The organism is Burkholderia sp. E168m22 (assembly GCF_001319805.1).
Classification (GTDB): domain Bacteria; phylum Pseudomonadota; class Gammaproteobacteria; order Burkholderiales; family Burkholderiaceae; genus Burkholderia; species Burkholderia orbicola.
The window spans coordinates 114,095-133,396 of the sequence record NZ_BBSK01000038.1 but is presented as its reverse complement, the minus strand read 5'-3'; the positions used below and the strand labels follow the sequence as shown (position 1 = coordinate 133,396).

At 66.8% G+C, this 19,302-nt stretch carries 17 protein-coding genes; 15 read left to right on the top strand and 2 right to left on the bottom strand.

The window, feature by feature from the left end:
• Positions 1 to 2: 2 nt before the first annotated feature.
• The 13 genes from AP428_RS11250 to AP428_RS11190 all read left to right on the top strand — a co-directional run bounded on the left by AP428_RS11250 (position 3) and on the right by AP428_RS11190 (position 15,098).
• Positions 3 to 629, top strand: a complete 627-nt coding sequence (locus AP428_RS11250; RefSeq protein ID WP_011546187.1) for an SCP2 domain-containing protein — start codon at positions 3 to 5, stop codon at positions 627 to 629.
• Between the two features lie 12 nt (positions 630 to 641).
• A complete protein-coding gene (gene ubiB / locus AP428_RS11245; protein WP_006487907.1) occupies positions 642 to 2,219 on the top strand; it encodes a ubiquinone biosynthesis regulatory protein kinase UbiB in 1,578 nt (525 codons plus the stop codon).
• A 17-nt stretch (positions 2,220 to 2,236) separates the two neighbouring features.
• A complete protein-coding gene (locus tag AP428_RS11240; RefSeq protein ID WP_011546186.1) occupies positions 2,237 to 2,863 on the top strand; it encodes an SAM-dependent methyltransferase in 627 nt (208 codons plus the stop codon).
• A 95-nt stretch (positions 2,864 to 2,958) separates the two neighbouring features.
• The gene (locus AP428_RS11235; RefSeq protein WP_011546185.1) at positions 2,959 to 3,312 is read left to right on the top strand and encodes an FmdB family zinc ribbon protein; all 354 of its coding nucleotides are present in this window, start codon (positions 2,959 to 2,961) and stop codon (positions 3,310 to 3,312) included.
• Positions 3,313 to 3,373: 61 nt separating this feature from the next.
• On the top strand, positions 3,374 to 4,024 hold the full coding sequence (locus tag AP428_RS11230) for a DUF502 domain-containing protein (protein ID WP_006477842.1): 651 nt from the start codon (positions 3,374 to 3,376) through the stop codon (positions 4,022 to 4,024).
• A 67-nt stretch (positions 4,025 to 4,091) separates the two neighbouring features.
• Positions 4,092 to 5,894, top strand: a complete 1,803-nt coding sequence (gene aspS / locus AP428_RS11225; protein WP_011546184.1) for an aspartate--tRNA ligase — start codon at positions 4,092 to 4,094, stop codon at positions 5,892 to 5,894.
• A 158-nt stretch (positions 5,895 to 6,052) separates the two neighbouring features.
• Positions 6,053 to 6,547, top strand: a complete 495-nt coding sequence (gene nudB / locus AP428_RS11220) for a dihydroneopterin triphosphate diphosphatase (protein ID WP_011546183.1) — start codon at positions 6,053 to 6,055, stop codon at positions 6,545 to 6,547.
• Complete coding sequence (gene clsB / locus AP428_RS11215) at positions 6,544 to 7,818, top strand: cardiolipin synthase ClsB (protein ID WP_011546182.1); 1,275 nt, start codon at positions 6,544 to 6,546, stop codon at positions 7,816 to 7,818. Before nudB ends, clsB begins: the two co-directional genes overlap by 4 nt.
• Positions 7,819 to 8,017: 199 nt before the next feature.
• Complete coding sequence (locus tag AP428_RS11210) at positions 8,018 to 8,617, top strand: TetR/AcrR family transcriptional regulator (protein WP_006477846.1); 600 nt, start codon at positions 8,018 to 8,020, stop codon at positions 8,615 to 8,617.
• A gap of 58 nt (positions 8,618 to 8,675) precedes the next feature.
• Positions 8,676 to 10,463, top strand: a complete 1,788-nt coding sequence (locus AP428_RS11205; protein WP_006485746.1) for an acyl-CoA dehydrogenase C-terminal domain-containing protein — start codon at positions 8,676 to 8,678, stop codon at positions 10,461 to 10,463.
• A gap of 118 nt (positions 10,464 to 10,581) precedes the next feature.
• Positions 10,582 to 13,017, top strand: a complete 2,436-nt coding sequence (locus tag AP428_RS11200) for a 3-hydroxyacyl-CoA dehydrogenase/enoyl-CoA hydratase family protein (protein WP_011694395.1) — start codon at positions 10,582 to 10,584, stop codon at positions 13,015 to 13,017.
• Between the two features lie 22 nt (positions 13,018 to 13,039).
• Positions 13,040 to 14,239 (top strand): acetyl-CoA C-acyltransferase, encoded by a 1,200-nt coding sequence (locus AP428_RS11195; protein ID WP_006477849.1) that lies wholly within the window; start codon positions 13,040 to 13,042, stop codon positions 14,237 to 14,239.
• A 91-nt stretch (positions 14,240 to 14,330) separates the two neighbouring features.
• Positions 14,331 to 15,098: an enoyl-CoA hydratase gene (locus tag AP428_RS11190; protein WP_011694394.1), complete on the top strand. Its 768-nt coding sequence runs from the start codon at positions 14,331 to 14,333 to the stop codon at positions 15,096 to 15,098.
• Positions 15,099 to 15,149: 51 nt separating this feature from the next.
• On the opposite strand, the gene fdhD is transcribed toward AP428_RS11190, so the two are convergent.
• The gene (gene fdhD / locus AP428_RS11185; RefSeq protein WP_011546179.1) at positions 15,150 to 16,004 is read right to left on the bottom strand and encodes a formate dehydrogenase accessory sulfurtransferase FdhD; all 855 of its coding nucleotides are present in this window, start codon (positions 16,002 to 16,004) and stop codon (positions 15,150 to 15,152) included.
• 114 nt (positions 16,005 to 16,118) lie between these two features.
• On the opposite strand from fdhD, the gene AP428_RS11180 reads away from it, so the two are divergent.
• The gene (locus tag AP428_RS11180) at positions 16,119 to 16,601 is read left to right on the top strand and encodes a nitrate reductase associated protein (protein WP_011546178.1); all 483 of its coding nucleotides are present in this window, start codon (positions 16,119 to 16,121) and stop codon (positions 16,599 to 16,601) included.
• Positions 16,602 to 16,655: 54 nt separating this feature from the next.
• On the opposite strand, the gene AP428_RS11175 is transcribed toward AP428_RS11180, so the two are convergent.
• Complete coding sequence (locus tag AP428_RS11175; RefSeq protein ID WP_027809384.1) at positions 16,656 to 17,051, bottom strand: acyl-CoA thioesterase; 396 nt, start codon at positions 17,049 to 17,051, stop codon at positions 16,656 to 16,658.
• Positions 17,052 to 17,226: 175 nt separating this feature from the next.
• On the opposite strand from AP428_RS11175, the gene AP428_RS11170 reads away from it, so the two are divergent.
• Complete coding sequence (locus tag AP428_RS11170; protein WP_011546176.1) at positions 17,227 to 19,098, top strand: ABC transporter ATP-binding protein/permease; 1,872 nt, start codon at positions 17,227 to 17,229, stop codon at positions 19,096 to 19,098.
• Positions 19,099 to 19,302 lie beyond the last annotated feature (204 nt).

The following is a 19,302-nucleotide window of genomic DNA, read 5'->3' as shown; positions in this document are numbered from 1 at the left end:
CGATGACCTTTGCCGCCAAGCCTTTTGCTGCTGCCGTCAATCACCTGCTCGCGCGCGAATCGTGGGCGCGCGACCGCCTGATTCCCTATGCGGGCAAGACTGCCCGGATCGACGTGCCTCCCGTCACGCTCACGCTGCTGGTGCAGCCCGACGGCTATCTGTCGGCCGTCGACGCGCATGATGCACAACAGGTCGACGTGTCGATCGCGCTTGCCGGCGACACGGTCGCCGCGTTCCTGCAGGGCGGCCAGGCGGCCGTGATGAAGCACGTGAAGATCGAAGGCGACGCGGAATTCGCGACGCAGATCGCGAAGCTGGCCGAGCATCTGCGCTGGGAACCGGAAGAAGATCTCGCGAAGCTGGTCGGTGACGCGGCGGCGTACCGGATCGCGACGGTCGTGCGCGACGCCGGCGCGCGCGCGCGCCGCACCGGCCGCAATGTGCTCGATTCCGTCGCCGAATACTGGCTCGACGAGAACCCGCAGGTCGTCCGGCGCGCGTCGCTCGGCGGCTTCGACGCCGAACTGGCGCGCGCACGCGATGCGCTCGCGCGGGTCGAAAAGCGGGTCGAGCGACTCGAACAAAAAATCGGCGCGCGCGCAGGCTCCGGCCCGCGCGGCGCGCACTGAGGGCCGCAGGGCATGCGCATTTTCCGTTTCATCAAGATTGTCTACACCGTCATCCGCTTTGGCCTCGACGAAGTGATGCTGTCCCGGATCGACGACCGGCGCGTGAAGCTGCTGTTGCGGATCACGACGATCGGCCGCCGCTTCTCCGATCCGCCCGCCGTGCGGTTGCGTCACGCGCTCGAAAGCCTCGGCCCGATCTTCGTGAAGTTCGGCCAGGTGCTGTCGACGCGCCGCGACCTGCTGTCGGTCGATTTCGCGAACGAACTCGCGAAGCTGCAGGACCAGGTGCCGCCGTTCGATTCGGCCGTCGCGATCGCGATCATCGAGAAGTCGCTCGGCGCGCCGGTCGACGAGCTGTTCGACGAATTCGAGCGCGAGCCGATCGCGAGCGCGTCGATCGCGCAGGTGCACTTCGCGAAGCTGAAGCAGGGCGTGCACGCGGGCAAGGCCGTCGCCGTCAAGGTGCTGCGGCCGAACATGCTGCCGGTGATCGATTCCGACCTCGCGCTGATGCGCGACATCGCGACGTGGACCGAGCGCATGTGGGCCGACGGCCGGCGCCTGAAGCCGCGCGAGGTCGTCGCCGAATTCGACAAGTACCTGCACGACGAGCTCGACCTGATGCGCGAGGCCGCGAACGGCAGCCAGCTGCGCCGCAACTTCGCGGGCCTCGACCTGCTGCTCGTACCCGAGATGTTCTGGGATTTCTCGACGTCGCAGGTGCTCGTGATGGAGCGCATGACCGGCGTGCCGATCAGCCAGGTCGAGACGCTGCGTTCGGCCGGCGTCGACATCAAGAAGCTCGCGCGCGAAGGCGTCGAGATCTTCTTCACGCAGGTGTTCCGCGACGGCTTTTTCCATGCGGACATGCACCCGGGCAACATTCAGGTGAGCCTCGACCCGAACACGTTCGGCCGTTATATCGCGCTCGATTTCGGGATCGTCGGCGCACTGTCCGATTTCGACAAGAATTACCTCGCGCAGAACTTCCTCGCGTTCTTCAAGCGCGACTATCACCGTGTCGCGACGCTCCACCTCGAATCGGGCTGGGTGCCGCCCGAGACGCGCGTCGAGGAGCTCGAAAGCGCGATCCGCGCGGTGTGCGAGCCGTATTTCGATCGCGCGCTGAAGGACATCTCGCTCGGCCAGGTGCTGATGCGCCTGTTCTCGACGTCGCGCCGCTTCAACGTCGAGATCCAGCCGCAGCTCGTGCTGCTGCAGAAGACGATGCTGAACGTCGAAGGGCTCGGCCGCTCGCTCGACCCCGAGCTCGATCTGTGGAAGACCGCGAAGCCGTATCTCGAGCGCTGGATGACCGAGCAGATCGGCCTGCGCGGCTGGTACGAGCGGTTCAAGGTCGAGGCGCCGCAGTGGAGCAAGACGCTGCCGCAACTGCCGCGCCTGATCCACCATGCACTGGCCGCGCGCCACGACGCGCCGCGCGCCGCGAGCGAGGAGCTGATGCGTCAGGTCCTCGTCGAGCAGAAGCGGACAAACCGGCTGCTGCAGGCGTTGCTGATCTTCGGTCTGGCCGTCGGCGTCGGGGCGCTCGTCGCGCGCGTGCTGCTCGCGCTCGCGTACGGTGCTTGATCGAAAGGAGCGCGGCGATGTCCGATCCGAAGCAACCGGCCGCACCGTCGGCCGCCGATTTCGCGACGCGCGACCCCGGTAGCGCATCGTTCTGGGACGAGCGTTTCGCACGCGGCGTGACGCCGTGGGAATTCGGCGGCGTGCCGGACGGCTTTCGCGTGTTCGCGCAGCGGCGCGAGCCGTGCGCGGTGCTGATTCCCGGCTGCGGCAGTGCGCAGGAGGCCGGCTGGCTCGCGCAGGCCGGCTGGCCGGTGCGGGCGATCGATTTCGCCGCGCAGGCGGTCGCTGCGGCGAAGGCGCAGCTCGGCGCGCATGCGGACGTCGTCGAACAGGCCGATTTTTTCCAGTACCGGCCGCCGTTCGACGTGCAGTGGGTGTACGAGCGCGCGTTCCTGTGCGCGTTGCCGCCGGGCCTGCGCGCCGGCTATGCGGCGCGGATGGCCGAGCTGCTGCCCACGGGCGGATTGCTGGCCGGCTATTTCTTCGTGGTGGCCAAACCGAAGGGGCCGCCGTTCGGGATCGAGCGGGCGGAACTCGATGCGCTGCTCGCGCCGCACTTCGAGCTGCTCGAGGATTTGCCCGTGACCGATTCGCTGGCCGTGTTCGACGGGCACGAGCGCTGGCTCACGTGGCGCCGTCGCTGATGCGCGGGCGTCGCGGCCATTGCCGGAACGCGCCGGGGTTTCGGCTATAATTCAAGGTTTTGCAAGCCGTTTCCAGTTTCTGCGGGAAAAATATCATGCCGATCTACGCCTATCGATGCGAAGCGTGCGGTTTCGCGAAGGACGTGCTCCAGAAGATGAGCGACGCGCCGCTGACGCAATGTCCTGAATGCGGGAAGGATGCTTTTCGCAAACAGGTGACCGCCGCCGGTTTCCAGCTGAAGGGCTCGGGGTGGTATGTCACCGATTTCCGCGGCGGCTCGGGCGGCGCCAGCGCACCGGCGACGGCGTCGGGCGACGCGGCGCCGGCAGCACCCGCGGCGGAAGCCGCACCCGCCGCGGCCGCGCCGGCTGCGGCGAGCAGTTCGGGCAGCACCACGACGACGAGCGCCGCGCCGGCTCCGGCCGCGACGCCCGCCGCCGGCAGTTGACCGTCGCGGCCCGGCCGGGTCGCGACCCACTCGCGCCGCAGGCGCGGTTCATTGACGGCAGATGATGAAAAAGACGACCCTGAAAACGGTGTTCCTGACCGGCTTGCTGGTTCTCGTCCCGCTCGCGATCACGCTGTGGGTGCTCGGCCTCATCATCGGCACGATGGACCAGACGCTGCTCCTGCTGCCCGAATCGTGGCAGCCCGAGCGGATGCTCGGCTTCCACCTGCCGGGGATCGGCGCGGTGCTGACGCTCGCGTTCATCTTCGTCGTCGGGCTGGCCACGCAGAACTTCATCGGCCAGAAGCTCGTCACGTGGTGGAACGCGGTGGTACGCCACATCCCGGTCGTCGGGCCGATCTACACGAGCGTCAAGCAGGTATCGGACACGCTGCTGTCGAGCAGCGGCAACGCGTTCCGCAAGGCGCTGCTGATCGAATACCCGCGCCGCGGCTCGTATACGATCGCGTTTCTGACCGGCACGCCCGGCGGCGACGTGGTCAACCATCTGACGGAAGAGTACGTGAGCGTGTACGTGCCCACGACGCCGAACCCGACGTCGGGTTTCTTCCTGATGCTGCCGAAGAGCGAAGTCATCGAACTCGACATGTCGGTCGATGCCGCGCTCAAGTACATCGTCTCGATGGGCGTCGTGGCGCCTTCGGCGCCTGCTCCGGCGCCCGCCCGCCGTCCCGTCGAGCCGCCGCTGTAAGTAAAGAATCATCGCCCGGGCCGCGCGTTGCGGCGCCCGTTGATCAAACCGAACGAAAGCAAACATCATGTCGATGCGTACTGAATACTGCGGTCTCGTGACCGAACACCTGCTGGGCCAAACCGTGTCGCTGTGCGGCTGGGTGCAGCGCCGCCGCGATCACGGCGGTGTGATCTTCATCGACCTGCGCGATCGTGAAGGCCTCGTGCAGGTGGTGTGCGACCCGGATCGCGCGGAGATGTTCGCGACCGCCGAAGGCGTGCGCAACGAGTTCTGCGTGCAGATCAAGGGCCTCGTGCGCAACCGTCCGGACGGCACGGTCAACGCCGGCCTGAAGAGCGGCAGGATCGAAGTGCTGTGCCACGAACTGAACGTGCTGAACGCGTCGGTCACGCCGCCGTTCCAGCTCGACGACGACAACCTGTCGGAAACGACGCGTCTCACGCACCGCGTGCTCGACCTGCGTCGCCCGCAGATGCAGCACAACCTGCGCCTGCGCTACCGCGTCGCGATCGAGGCGCGCAAGTACCTCGACGAGCAGGGCTTCATCGACATCGAGACGCCGATGCTGACGAAGAGCACGCCGGAAGGCGCGCGCGACTACCTCGTGCCGTCGCGCGTGAACGCCGGCCAGTTCTTCGCGCTACCGCAGTCGCCGCAGCTGTTCAAGCAGCTGCTGATGGTCGCGAACTTCGACCGTTACTACCAGATCACCAAGTGCTTCCGCGACGAGGATCTCCGCGCGGACCGTCAGCCGGAATTCACGCAGATCGACTGCGAGACGTCGTTCCTCGGCGAGCAGGAAATCCGTGACCTGTTCGAGGACATGATCCGTCACATCTTCAAGACGACGATCGACGTCGAGCTCGACGCGAAATTCCCGGTGATGCCGTACTCGGAAGCGATGGCGCGTTTCGGTTCGGACAAGCCGGACCTGCGCGTGCAGCTCGAATTCACCGAGCTGACCGACGCGATGAAGGACGTCGACTTCAAGGTGTTCAGCACGCCGGCCAACGCGAAGGACGGCCGGGTCGCGGCGCTGCGCGTGCCGAAGGGCGGCGAGCTGTCGCGCGGCGACATCGACGGCTACACGGAATTCGTGCGGATCTACGGCGCGAAGGGCCTCGCGTGGATCAAGGTCAACGAGAAGGCGAAGGGCCGCGACGGCCTGCAAAGCCCGATCGTCAAGAACCTGCACGACGCGTCGATCGCGGCGATCCTCGAGCGCACCGGCGCCGAAGACGGCGACATCATCTTCTTCGCGGCCGACCGCGCGAAGGTCGTCAACGACAGCCTTGGCGCGCTGCGCCTGAAGATCGGCCATTCGGAATTCGGCAAGGCGAACGGTCTGGTCCAGGCCGGCTGGAAGCCGCTGTGGGTCGTCGACTTCCCGATGTTCGAATACGACGACGAAGATGCGCGCTACGTCGCAGCACACCATCCGTTTACGAGCCCGAAGGACGAGCACCTCGAGTATCTCGAGACCGACCCGGGCCGTTGCCTCGCGAAGGCCTACGACATGGTGCTGAACGGCTGGGAAATCGGCGGCGGCTCGGTGCGTATCCACCGCGAGGAAGTGCAGAGCAAGGTGTTCCGCGCGCTGAAGATCGGTGCGGAAGAAGCGCAACTGAAGTTCGGCTTCCTGCTGGACGCGCTGCAGTACGGCGCGCCGCCGCACGGCGGTATCGCATTCGGTCTCGACCGCATCGTCACGATGATGGCCGGTGCCGATTCGATCCGCGACGTGATCGCGTTCCCGAAGACGCAGCGTGCGCAGGATCTGCTCACGCAGGCGCCGAGCCCGGTCGACGAGCGTCAGCTGCGCGAGCTGCACATCCGTCTGCGTCAGCCGGAGCAGCCGAAGGCGTAACGCGCTTTCGCCCCCGGTCGTGTGTGCGGTCACGCACGCACGGCACCCTGAAAAAGGCGCAGTGATGCGCCTTTTTCATTTTTTGCGGTACAGTCGCAGCACTTGCCGCACGTTCGGGCGCAGGCCCGGCGCACGGCCCTGTGCCGCATGAAACAAAGATGACGAAGCCGCCGAAAATCCCCGAATCCGTTCTCGTCGTGATCTACACGCCCGACCTCGATGTGCTCGTGATCAAGCGTGCCGACCAGCCCGATTTCTGGCAATCGGTCACCGGCTCGAAGGACACGCTCGACGAGCCGCTCGCGCTCACCGCCGCGCGTGAAGTGGCCGAGGAAACCGGCATCGCGGTCGGCACGCCGGACGTGCCGGCCAGCGCGCTCGTCGACTGGCATCACCGGATCGAGTACACGATCTATCCGCAATACCTGCATCGCTATGCGCCGGGCGTCACGCGCAACGTCGAGCACTGGTTCGGCCTGTGCGTGCCGCATCGCGTCGACGTGACGCTGTCGCCGCGCGAGCATGTCGACCATGCGTGGCTGCCGTTCCGCGAGGCGGCCGCGCGCTGCTTCTCGCCATCGAACGCCGAGGCGATCCTGCAATTGCCCGCACGCGTGGCCCTCGCGCGTGCGCCGCACGGCTCGTCCGCATGAATGCGGAGACCCGCAAGCGCTTCGCGCAATTGCGGCAGATGTTCCTGCAGGAGCGCGGCTCCGCGTCGCGGCTCGCGTTTACGGCCGGCAACACGGTGCGGCTGTGCGAAACCGGCGGCGAATTCTTCCACGCGCTGATCGAGCGGATCGACGCCGCCCGCGAGCAGGTGATGCTCGAAACCTACATCTTCTGCGACGACGCGGCCGGCCGCCCGGTGTCGGACGCGCTGATCCGCGCGGCGCAGCGCGGCGTGCGCGTGCGGGTGATCACCGACGGCATCGGCACCGCGCGCCTGCCGCTGTTCGACACATGGGGCGAAGCCGGCGTCGAGCACTGCATCTACAATCGCTTCCTGTTCGGCCGCTTCGGCTTCTCGCGCACGCACCGCAAGCTTGCGGTGATCGATCAGACGACCGCGTTCTGCGGCGGCATCAACATCGTCGACGACTACACGCAGGGCAGCGCGACGCTGCCGTTTCCGCGCTGGGATTTCGCGGTCGAGATGGCCGGGCCCGCGGTGTCCGACGTGCGCGCCGCGTTCGAGCTGCAGTGGCACCGGATCCAGTTCGGCCACAAGCCGTATGCGCAGTACGCGGCCGGGCTGCACGGCGGCGAAGCGTTCCCCGACATGTTCCGGCGCTGGATGCGCAGCCATCGATGGATCAAGGCCGGCGCGCTGCGGGTCGTGACGGAGCCGAGCGTCGCGTTCGTCGCGCGCGACAACGTCGTGAACCGCCGCGCGATCGAGAAGGCCTATCTCGCGGCGATCGGCCAGGCGCGCCAGCGCATCCTGCTCGCGAATCCGTATTTCATGCCGGGCCGCAAGCTGCGCCGCGCGCTGACGGGCGCGGCACGGCGCGGCGTCGACGTGCAGGTGCTGATCGGCCGCAAGGAGTTCACGGCGCTCGATACGGCCGTGCCGTTCCTGTATCACTCGCTGTTGCGCGCGGGCGTGCGCGTGGCCGAATACGACAAGACGATCCTGCACGGCAAGGTCGCCGTGATCGACGACAACTGGGCGACGGTCGGCTCGTCGAATCTGGACGCGCTGAGCCTGATGCTGAACAATGAAGCGAACGTCGTGCTGGTGCGCTACGATGCAGTGACGAATCAGTTGCGCGACGCGATCGCCACCGCGTTCGCCGAAGGGCGGGAGATCGACGCCGCGCACTATGCCGCCCGCCCGCGCATCGAACGGCTGCTGAACTGGCTGGCGTACACCACGTACCGCCTCGTGATGAAGGCGCTGACGGTCGGCGGTTACGACTGACGCCGACTAAGTATTCGCTTCAAAAATCTGTCCGCACGTTCGTGCGGAAAAGCCGCTCCGGTCCCGCCGGAATCGCGCAAAATAGCGGCTCGGTTAGACACCGGTTTCTAATAATTTCCTTGTTTCGCGAGCGGCCGCACTCAATAATAGTACGGCCGTTCGATTTTATTCGAACCCCCGAACGGTTACAGAAATAGCTATGCGAAAAGGCGAACAGACGCGTGCCGCGATACTTGAAGCTGCTTTGGACCTTGCCAGCCGTGACGGGCTGGAGGGGCTGACGATCGGCCTGCTGGCCGAGCGCATGCAGATGAGCAAGAGCGGCGTGTTCGCGCACTTCGGATCGCGCGAGGACCTGCAGGTCGAGGTCGTCCGCGAGTACCACCATCGTTTCGAGAACGAGGTGTTCTTTCCGAGCCTGCGCGAGTCGCGCGGTCTGCCGCGTCTTCGGGCGATGCTGGCGCGCTGGATCGAGAAGCGCATCCAGGAGGTGACGACCGGGTGCATCTACATCAGCGGCGCAGTGGAGTACGACGACCGGCCGGACAGCCCCGTGCGCGAGCAGTTGATCGCGAGCGTGACCGCCTGGCGTGCCGCGTTGCTGCGCGCCATTTCGCAGGCGATGGAAGAGGGGCATCTGCGTGCGGATACGGATCCGGAACTGATGCTCTTCGAGTTGTACAGCTTCACGCTCGGCCTGCATCACGACGCACGCTTCCTGCATTCGCCGGACGCCGTGCGCCTCACGTGGGCCGCGCTGGAAAAGACGATTGTTTCGTATCAGAGCGAGAGCCGTTAGCGGCGCGTGACCCGCCCGCCAGGAGCTCGAGCCGTTTTGCCCACCTTTGGAGAGAGTCATGGGACAGTACGCCGCGCCGCTGCGCGACATGCAATTCGTGTTGCACGAGCTTCTGAACGTCGAAGCCGAAGTCAAGCAAATGCCCAAGCATGCGGACCTCGACGCCGACACGATCAACCAGGTCCTCGAGGAAGCGGGCAAGTTCTGCTCCGAGGTACTGTTCCCGCTGAACCAGGTCGGTGACCGCGAAGGCTGCACGTATGAAGGCGACGGCGTCGTGAAGACCCCGACCGGCTTCAAGGAAGCCTACCAGCAGTACGTCGAGGCCGGCTGGCCGGCGCTCGGCTGCGATCCGGACTACGGCGGCCAGGGCCTGCCCGCGTTCGTGAACAACGCACTCTACGAAATGCTGAACTCGGCGAACCAGGCGTGGACGATGTATCCGGGCCTGTCGCACGGCGCGTACGAATGCCTGCACGCGCACGGCGCGCCGGAACTGCAGCAGCAATACCTGCCGAAGCTGGTGTCGGGCGAATGGACGGGCACGATGTGCCTGACCGAGCCGCACTGCGGCACCGACCTCGGCATCCTGCGCACCAAGGCCGAACCGAACGGCGACGGCTCGTACTCGATCAGCGGCACGAAGATCTTCATCTCGAGCGGCGAGCACGACATGTCGAAGAACATCATCCACCTCGTGCTCGCGCGCCTGCCGGACGCGCCGCAAGGCACGAAGGGGATCTCGCTGTTCATCGTGCCGAAGTTCATTCCGGACGCCGCGGGCGAGCCGGGCGAGCGCAACGGCATCAAGTGCGGCTCGATCGAGCACAAGATGGGCATCCACGGCAACTCGACGTGCGTGATGAACCTCGACGGCGCGAAGGGCTGGATGGTCGGCGAGCCGAACAAGGGCTTGAACGCGATGTTCGTGATGATGAATGCCGCACGCCTCGGCGTCGGCATGCAGGGTCTCGGCCTCACGGAAGTCGCATACCAGAACTCGCTGACGTACGCGAAGGAACGCCTGCAGATGCGCTCGCTGACGGGCCCGAAGGCGCCGGACAAGCCGGCCGACCCGATCATCGTGCATCCGGACGTGCGCCGCATGCTGCTCACGCAGAAGGCCTACGCCGAAGGCGCGCGCGCATTCACGTACTGGTCCGCGCTGCAGATCGACAAGGAGCTGTCGCACGCCGACGAAGCGGTGCGCAAGGAAGCGGCCGACCTCGTCGCGCTGCTCACGCCGATCATCAAGGCGTTCCTGACCGACAACGCGTTCGAGTCGACCAACCACGCGATGCAGATCTACGGCGGCCATGGCTTCATCTCCGAGTGGGGCATGGAGCAGTACGTGCGCGACGCGCGGATCAACATGATCTACGAAGGCACGAACTCGATCCAGTCGCTCGACCTGCTGGGCCGCAAGGTGCTCGGCGACATGGGCGCGAAGCTGAAGAAGTTCGGCAAGCTTGTCACCGAATTCGCGGAAGCCGAAGGCGTGAAGCCGGAGATGGCCGAGTTCATCAACCCGCTCGCCGACATCGGTGAAAAGGTGCAGAAGCTGACGATGGAAATCGGCATGAAGGCGATGCAGAACCCGGACGAAGTCGGCGCGGCCGCCGTGCCGTACCTGCGTACCGTCGGCCACCTGGTGTTCTCGTACTTCTGGGCGCGCATGGCGCGCCTCGCCCTCGACAAGGAAGCGTCGGGCGATCCGTTCTACAAGTCGAAGCTCGCCACCGCCCGCTTCTACTTCGCGCGTCTGCTGCCCGAAACGGCATCGACGATCCGTGCCGCGCGCGCCGGTTCGAAGACGCTGATGGAAGTCGACGAATCGCTGTTCTGACGCGAGTCCGGGCGGTGCGCGCCGCGTGCCGCGCCGCCCGAACGCAACGATTCCTGGTACTCACTTCGCCGTGCAGCCCTCACATTCCGCGCTGCACGACACTATCCGGAGACATCCCGTGAGCAATTTCCTGATTCGCAAGGTCGCCGTGCTGGGCGCCGGCGTGATGGGCGCGCAGATCGCCGCGCATCTCGTCAACGCGCGCGTGCCGGTGCTGCTGTTCGACCTGCCGGCCAAGGAAGGCCCGAAAAACGCGATTGCGCTGAAGGCGATCGAAAACCTGAAGAAGCTGTCGCCCGCGCCGTTCGGCGTGAAGGACGATGCGAAGTACCTCGAGGCGGCGAACTACGAAGACGACATCGCGAAGCTCGCCGAATGCGACGTCGTGATCGAAGCGATCGCCGAGCGGATGGACTGGAAACACGACCTGTACAAGAAGGTCGCGCCGCACATCGCGCCGAACGCGATCTTCGCGACCAACACGTCGGGCCTGTCGATCACGAAGCTGTCCGAAGGTTTCTCGGACGAGTTGAAGGCGCGCTTCTGCGGCGTGCACTTCTTCAACCCGCCGCGCTACATGCACCTCGTCGAGCTGATCCCGACCGCGCATACGCGTCCGGAAATCCTCGACCAGCTCGAAACCTTCCTGACGAGCGTCGTCGGCAAGGGCGTCGTGCGCGCGAAGGACACGCCGAACTTCATCGCGAACCGCGTCGGCATCTTCTCGATCCTCGCGGTGATCACCGAGGCCGCGAAGTTCGGCCTGCGCTTCGACGAAGTCGACGATCTGACCGGCAGCCGCCTCGGCCGCGCGAAGTCGGCGACGTTCCGCACCGCGGACGTGGTCGGCCTCGACACGATGGCGCACGTGATCAAGACGATGCAGGACAACCTCGCCGACGATCCGTTCTTCCCGGTCTACCAGACGCCCGCCGTGCTCGCCGAACTGGTGAAGCAGGGCGCGCTCGGCCAGAAGACGGGCGGCGGGTTCTACAAGAAGGAAGGCAAGGCGATCAAGGTACTCGACGCGAAGACGGGCAGCTACGTCGATTCGGGCGCGAAGGCGGACGAAACGGTCGGCCGCATCCTGAAGCGCCCGCCGGCGGAACGCCTGAAGCTGCTGCGCGAGACGGATCATCCGCACGCGCAGTTCCTGTGGTCGATCTTCCGCGACGTGTTCCACTACATCGGCGTGCATCTCGAGTCGATCGCCGACAACGCGCGCGACGTCGACCTCGCGATCCGCTGGGGCTTCGGCTGGAACGAAGGCCCGTTCGAAGGCTGGCAGGCGGCCGGCTGGAAGCAGGTCGCCGAGTGGGTGCAGGAAGACATCGCGGCCGGCAAGGCGCTCGCGAACGTGCCGCTGCCGTCGTGGGTGCTCGAGGGCCCGGTCGCCGAGCAGGGCGGCGTGCACACGGCCGAAGGCTCGTGGGCACCGGCATCGAAGCGCTTCGTGCCGCGTTCGGACCTGGCCGTGTACCGCAAGCAGGTGTTCCGCGCGCCGCTGCTGGGCGAAGCGGGCGCCGATCCGAAGACGTACGGCAAGACGCTGTTCGAAACCGACGCGGTGCGCGCGTGGGTCGACGATCGTGCCGGTGAAGACGACGTCGTGATCGTGTCGTTCAAGTCGAAGATGAACACGATCGGACCGAGCGTGATCGACGGCCTCGTGCAGGCGATCGAGCTCGCGGAGAAGGACTACAAGGGCGTGGTGATCTGGCAGCCGACGTCGCTGAAGCTCGGCACGCCGGGCGGCCCGTTCTCGGCCGGCGCGAACCTCGAGGAGGCGATGCCCGCGTTCATGATGGGCGGCGCGAAGGGCATCGAGCCGTTCGTGAAGAAGTTCCAGGAAGGCATGCTGCGCGTGAAGTACGCGAACGTGCCGGTCGTGGCAGCCGTGTCGGGCATCGCGCTCGGCGGCGGGTGCGAGCTGATGCTGCACAGCGCGAAGCGCGTCGTGCACGTCGAGAGCTACATCGGCCTCGTCGAAGTGGGCGTCGGCCTCGTGCCGGCCGGCGGCGGCCTGAAGGAAGCGGCGCTGCGCGCGGCGGACGCCGCGACGGCCGCGAACGCGACCACCGACATCCTGAAGTTCGTCACGAAGTCGTTCGAGAACGCGGCGATGGCGAAGGTGTCGGCGTCCGCGCACGACGCACGGGCGATGGGCTACGTGAAGCCGTCCGACACGATCGTCTTCAACGTGTTCGAACTGCTCGACACCGCGAAGAAGGAAGCGCGTGCGCTGGCCGACACCGGCTACCGCGCACCGCTGCGCGCGAAGGACGTGCCGGTCGCGGGCCGTTCGGCGATCGCGACGATCAAGGCATCGCTCGTCAACATGCGTGACGGCCGCTTCATCAGCGACCACGACTACCTGATCGCGAGCCGCATCGCCGAAGCCGTGTGCGGCGGCGACGTCGAAGCCGGCAGCCTCGTCGACGAAGAATGGCTGCTCGCGCTGGAGCGCCGCGCGTTCGTCGAGCTGCTCGGTACGCAGAAGACGCAGGAACGGATCATGGGCATGTTGCAGACCGGCAAGCCGGTGCGTAACTGAGCGAGCAGACAAGGAGTCTGAAATGAGCAAACAACTGCAAGACGCATACATCGTCGCCGCCAGCCGCACGCCGATCGGCAAGGCCCCGCGCGGTGTCTTCAAGAACACGCGCCCCGACGAGCTGCTGGTTCACGCGATCAAGTCGGCCGTCGCGCAGGTGCCCGGTCTCGACACGAAGGTGATCGAGGACGCGATCATCGGCTGCGCGATTCCGGAAGCCGAGCAGGGCCTGAACGTCGCGCGCATGGGCGCGCTGCTCGCCGGGCTGCCGCAGACGGTCGGCGGCGTGACGGTCAACCGCTTCTGCGCGTCGGGCATCACCGCGCTCGCGATGGCGGCCGACCGCATCCGTGTGGGCGAATCGGACGCGATCTTCGCGGGCGGCTGCGAATCGATGAGCATGGTGCCGATGATGGGCAACAAGCCGTCGATGTCGCCGCACATCTTCGATCGCAGCGAAGACTTCGGCATCGCGTACGGGATGGGCCTGACGGCCGAGCGCGTCGCCGAACAGTGGAAGGTGAGCCGCGACGACCAGGACGCGTTCTCGGTCGAGTCGCACCGCAAGGCGCTCGCCGCGCAGCAGGCCGGCGAGTTCGGCGACGAAATCGCTGCGTACACGATCACCGAGCGGTTCCCGAACCTCGCGACCGGTGAGGTCGACGTGAAGACGCGCGAGATCAAGCTCGACGAAGGTCCGCGCGCGGATACGTCGCTCGAAGGTCTCGCGAAGCTGCGCACGGTATTCGCGAACAAGGGCTCGGTCACGGCCGGCAACAGCTCGCAGACGTCGGACGGCGCGGGTGCGCTGCTCGTCGTGTCGGAGAAGGTGCTGAAGGAATTCAACCTGACGCCGCTCGCGCGCTTCGTGAGCTTCGCGGTGCGCGGCGTGCCGCCGGAAATCATGGGGATCGGTCCGAAGGAAGCGATTCCGGCCGCGCTGAAGGCCGCGGGCCTGAAGCAGGACGATCTCGACTGGATCGAGCTGAACGAAGCGTTCGCCGCGCAATCGCTGGCGGTGATGCGCGATCTCGGCCTCGATCCGTCGAAGGTCAACCCGATGGGCGGCGCGATCGCACTGGGCCACCCGCTCGGCGCGACCGGCGCGATCCGCGCGGCGACCGTCGTGCACGGCCTGCGCCGCCGCAACCTGAAGTACGGGATGGTCACGATGTGCGTCGGCACCGGCATGGGTGCGGCGGGCATCATCGAACGCCTGTAAGCGGGACACGACGAGAAGCGACGACGGTGCGCGGGCCACGAGCTCGCGCACCGTTTTTTCATTCCGGTAGAGACAGTTCAAGGAGACGGTTGTGGCCGACATTCAAGTGGAACGCGCCGACGGCGTGATGACGATCACGATCGCGCGCCCGGCGAAGAAGAATGCGCTGACGGCGGCGATGTACCAGACGATGGCCGATGCGCTCGCCGACGCGCAGGAAGACAAGGCGACGCGCGTGATCCTGCTGCGCGGCAGCGACGGCAATTTCAGCGCGGGCAACGATCTCGAGGATTTCCTGAAGGCGCCGCCGCAGGACGATACCGCGTCGGTGTTCCAGTTCCTGGCGCGGATCAGCAGCGCGAGCAAGCCGGTCGTGGCCGCGGTGCCGGGCATCGCGGTCGGCGTCGGCGTGACGATGCTGCTGCACTGCGATCTGGTCTACGCGGCCGACACCGCGACGTTCTCGCTGCCGTTCGCGCAGCTCGGGTTGTGCCCGGAAGCCGCGTCGAGCGCACTGCTGCCGCGGCTGGCCGGCCATCAGGTCGCCGCCGAGAAGCTGCTGCTGGGCGAGGCGTTCGACGCGCTGGAAGCGCACCGGATCGGCATCGTCAACCGCGTGCTGCCGGCAGCCGAACTCGACGCGTTCGCGGCGAAGCAGGCAGCGAAGCTGGCGGCGTTGCCGGCGGCATCGCTGCGGGTGACGAAGGCGCTGCTCAAGGATACGGGCGGCGTGGCGACGCCCGCGCGGATGGCCGAGGAAGCGCGTCATTTCGCGACGATGCTGCGCGCGCCGGAAGCGCGCGAGGCGATGACCGCGTTCTTCGAGAAGCGCAAGCCGGATTTCCGTCAGTTCGACTGACGGACTGAGGCGCGCCGGCGGGAGACCGTCGGCGCACGCGCACGGTCTGGATCAGGCCGTGCCGTAATCGACGTGGCCGGTTTCGCGGCAGAAGCTGACGAGCCGCAAGCCGGCCGCCTTCGCGATTTCGATCGCGAGCGACGACGGCGCGGAGATGGTCGCGACCAGCGGGATGCCGACCCGCGCCGCCTTGCGCACGAGCTCGTAGCTCGCGCGGCTCGACAGGAACACGAAGCCGTCGGTGGTATCGGCGCGCGACAGCACGAGGGAGCCGATCAGCTTGTCGAGCGCGTTGTGGCGGCCGACATCCTCGAATGCCGCGCGAATCGCGCCTGTTGCGTCGCACCACGCGGCCGCATGCAGGCCGCCGGTCAGTTTCGTGAGCGCCTGATGCGCCGGCAGCGCATGCGCGGCGCGCGCCAGCGCGTCGGGCGCGAGGCGCGCGAGAAAGCCGGTATCGGGCACGCGTTCGGGTGCGAGGTCGAGCAGGTCGATGCTCTCGATGCCGCAGACGCCGCAGCCCGTGCGCCCCGCGAGCGCGCGGCGCCGGTCCTTCAGCGCGGCGAACGCCTGCTGGACCACTTCCAGATGGACTTCCGCATGCGGCAGCGGCGCGTCGGCGTGCAGGATCACCTCGATGTCCTTGATGTCGCTGCCGCGCGCGACGATGCCTTCCGAGATCGCGAAGCCGACCGCGAACGCTTCGAGGTCGCACGGCGTACACATCATCACCGCGTGCGAGATGCCGTTGAAGACGAGTGCGACCGGCCATTCCTGGCCGACGAAGTCGTGCGCGGTCTCGACCGCGCCGCCGCGCGTGCGGCTCACGGGCAGCTCGATCGCGCCGCGCGGTTCGTCGCGCAATGCGTCGTGCAGTTCGTCTGATTGGGTCGGATTCACGAGCACTCCCGTTGATTCGAAGCGCGGCCGGCGACGATCGTACCGCCGCCCGCGCGCAGAGGTTCTAAAATACCCCAGGCAAGCCGGCCGCGCCGGCATCCGCCACGTCAGGTAACGACCATGGGACTCAGCGACGCTCCGTTGCTCTTCAACTTCGAACACGATTCGTCGGAAAACTTCACGTACATCCCGATGATCGTGCGTTTCAATCTCGACCGCTTCGGGCTGCGGATTTCGCTCGAACAGTGGCAACTGCTGCCGCTCGAGGACCGCAAGCTGCTCGCGCGCTTTCCGGCCGACGACGACACCGCGATCGAGCCCAATTTCGATCACGCGCTGTTCGAAATGCTGCGCACGCACGCCGATCTGGAGCCGTCATGGTTCCAGCCGGACGAGCAACCGGCCTGGCGCACCGTCGACACGGTGCCGGCGTCGCTCGTGCAGCAAAGCGCGCTGGCCGGGCTGCCGGCGCCGGCGCTCGCGCAGTGGCAGCGGCTTGCGCCATTCCAGCGCTACGTGCTGGTCAAGCTGTCGCGCAAGCCGGCGCTGAATCACGATTTCGTGCCCGCGATGCGGGAGTTCGGGCTGGCCGCCACGCACTGACCGGCCGTATGCCGCGCCGCATGCCGCGCTGCGCTGCGCTGCGGCGCGTGCGCATCAGAGCGGCGGCAGTTGGCGCGGCTTGCGGTCCGACCCGGTCGCGACGTAGGTGAGCGTCGCTTCGGTGACTTTCACGACTTCGCCCATCAGGCGCATGCGCTGTGCGTACACCTCGACGTCGACGGTGATCGACGTATTGCCGGTGCGCATGATGGTGGCGTAGAAGCTCAGCAGATCGCCGACGAATACCGGCTGCTTGAACACGAACGAGTTGACCGCGACCGTCGCGACGCGGCCGTTCGCGCGCTGGCTCGCGGGGATCGAGCCGGCGATGTCGACCTGCGACATGATCCAGCCGCCGAACACGTCGCCGTGGACGTTCGCGTCGTGGGGTTGCGGGACGACGCGCAGCGCGGGCTGCTTCTGCGGGAGTTCGAGGGTCGAATCGGTCATGGCGGGGGCTTTCATCCTGTAATAAATGAGCCGCCGCGCGCAGGCTTGGCCGGCGAGGGCGCCGGCAGCGGCGCGAAGCGGCTTCTGCGACAATACAACGTTCGCAAATTGTACGAGAAAGCGCGCGAGCCGGCCGTCGAGACACGGTTGGAGCCCCGCCGCGGAACCCTTCCCCATGCGCCGATTTCCCGCTTCCGGCGAGCCCGCGCCGGCTTCGACCGGGCCTCGCAACGACTGGCAGACCATCCGGTCGCTGCTGCCGTACCTGACCACCTACAAATGGCGCGTCGCGCTCGCGCTCGGCTGCCTGATCGGTGCGAAGGTCGCGAACCTCGGCGTGCCGGTCGTGATGAAGCGCATCGTCGACCATCTGTCCTACGTGCAGCAGCTCACCGCGCTCGGCCGTGCCGAACAGTCGGCCGGCATCGTGCTCGCGGGCGGCGTCGGGCTGCTGGTGGTCGCGTATGCGCTCGTGCGGCTGTCGACGTCGCTCTTTACCGAGCTGCGCGAGATCCTGTTCTCGAAGGTCACCGAGAGCGCGGTGCGCCAGCTCGCGCTGCAGGTGTTCCGGCATCTGCACGGGCTGTCGCTGCGGTTTCATCTCGAGCGCCAGACGGGCGGCATGTCGCGCGACATCGAGCGCGGCACGCGCGGCATCCAGCAACTGATTTCGTATTCGCTGTACAGCATCCTGCCGACGCTCGTCGAGGTCGGGCTCGTGCTCGGCTTCTTCGTGGTCAAGTACGAGGCTTACTACGCGTACGTGACGTTCGCCGCGCTGGTCACGTACATCGTGTTCACCGTGAAGGTCACCAACTGGCGCACGCACTTCCGCCGCACGATGAACGAGCTCGATTCGCGCGCGAACTCGCGGGCCATCGATTCGCTGATCAACTACGAGACGGTGAAGTACTTCGGCAACGAGGAGTGGGAGGCGCAGCGCTACGACGAGAACCTGAAGCGCTACCGGAAGGCCGCGATCCGCTCGCAGAACTCGCTGTCGGTGCTGAACTTCGGTCAGCAGGCGATCATCGGCACGGGCCTCGTGTTCATCCTGTGGCGGGCGACGCAGGGCGTGCTCGCGGGCAAGCTGACGCTCGGCGATCTCGTGCTGATCAACACGTTCATGCTGCAGCTGTACATTCCGCTGAACTTTCTCGGCGTCGTCTATCGCGAGCTGAAGCAGAGCCTGACCGACATGGACCGGATGTTCGGGCTGCTGTCCGCGCCGAAGGAAGTGGCCGACCGGCCCGATGCGCGGCCGCTCGCGGTGGCCGGCGCGCAGGTGCGCTTCGAGCACGTGAACTTCGCGTACGAGCCGTCGCGGCAGATCCTGCACGACGTGACGTTTACGATCGAGGCCGGCACGACGACGGCGGTGGTCGGCCACAGCGGTTCGGGGAAATCGACGCTGTCGCGGTTGCTGTTCCGCTTCTACGATCTCGACCGCGAGACGGGCGGTGCGATCCGGATAGACGGTCAGGACATCCGCGACGTCACGCAGGAATCGCTGCGCGCATCGATCGGGATCGTGCCGCAGGACACCGTGCTGTTCAACGACTCGATCTACTACAACATCGCGTACGGCCGGCCGACGGCGACCCGCGACGAGGTGGTCGCGGCCGCGCGCGCCGCGCACATCCACGATTTCATCGAAACTTTGCCGAAGGGCTATGACACGCCGGTGGGCGAGCGCGGGCTGAAGCTGTCGGGCGGCGAGAAGCAGCGCGTCGCGATCGCGCGCACGCTATTGAAGGACCCACCGGTGCTGCTGTTCGACGAAGCGACGTCGGCGCTCGATTCTCGCTCGGAACGCGCGATCCAGCACGAACTCGACCAGATCGCGCGGCATCGCACGACGCTCGTGATCGCGCACCGGCTGTCGACGGTCGTGCACGCGCAGCAGATCCTCGTGATGGACCACGGGCGGATCGTCGAACGCGGCACGCACGACGAACTCGTGCGCGCCGACGGGCTGTATGCGCAGATGTGGGCGCTGCAACAGCAGCGCGCGGCGGCGGGTGGGGAAGAGGCCGAGGCCGCGTAACGGTTTGGAGGCGTGCTGCGTGCCGTGGCGCGCGGCGGGAGCGGGCGGTGTGCCGGCTGTCCGACACCCTGCAGCGTGGCGCCGTCACGGCTGGGTGAGCCGGCGGAGCGTTTCCGGCATTCGCTCCGGAACGGTTCGCGGCTGGTGGACCGCGCGCCGTCCCCGGCCTGTCAGCCCATCGGCCGCCACGCCGGGGAACCGGCA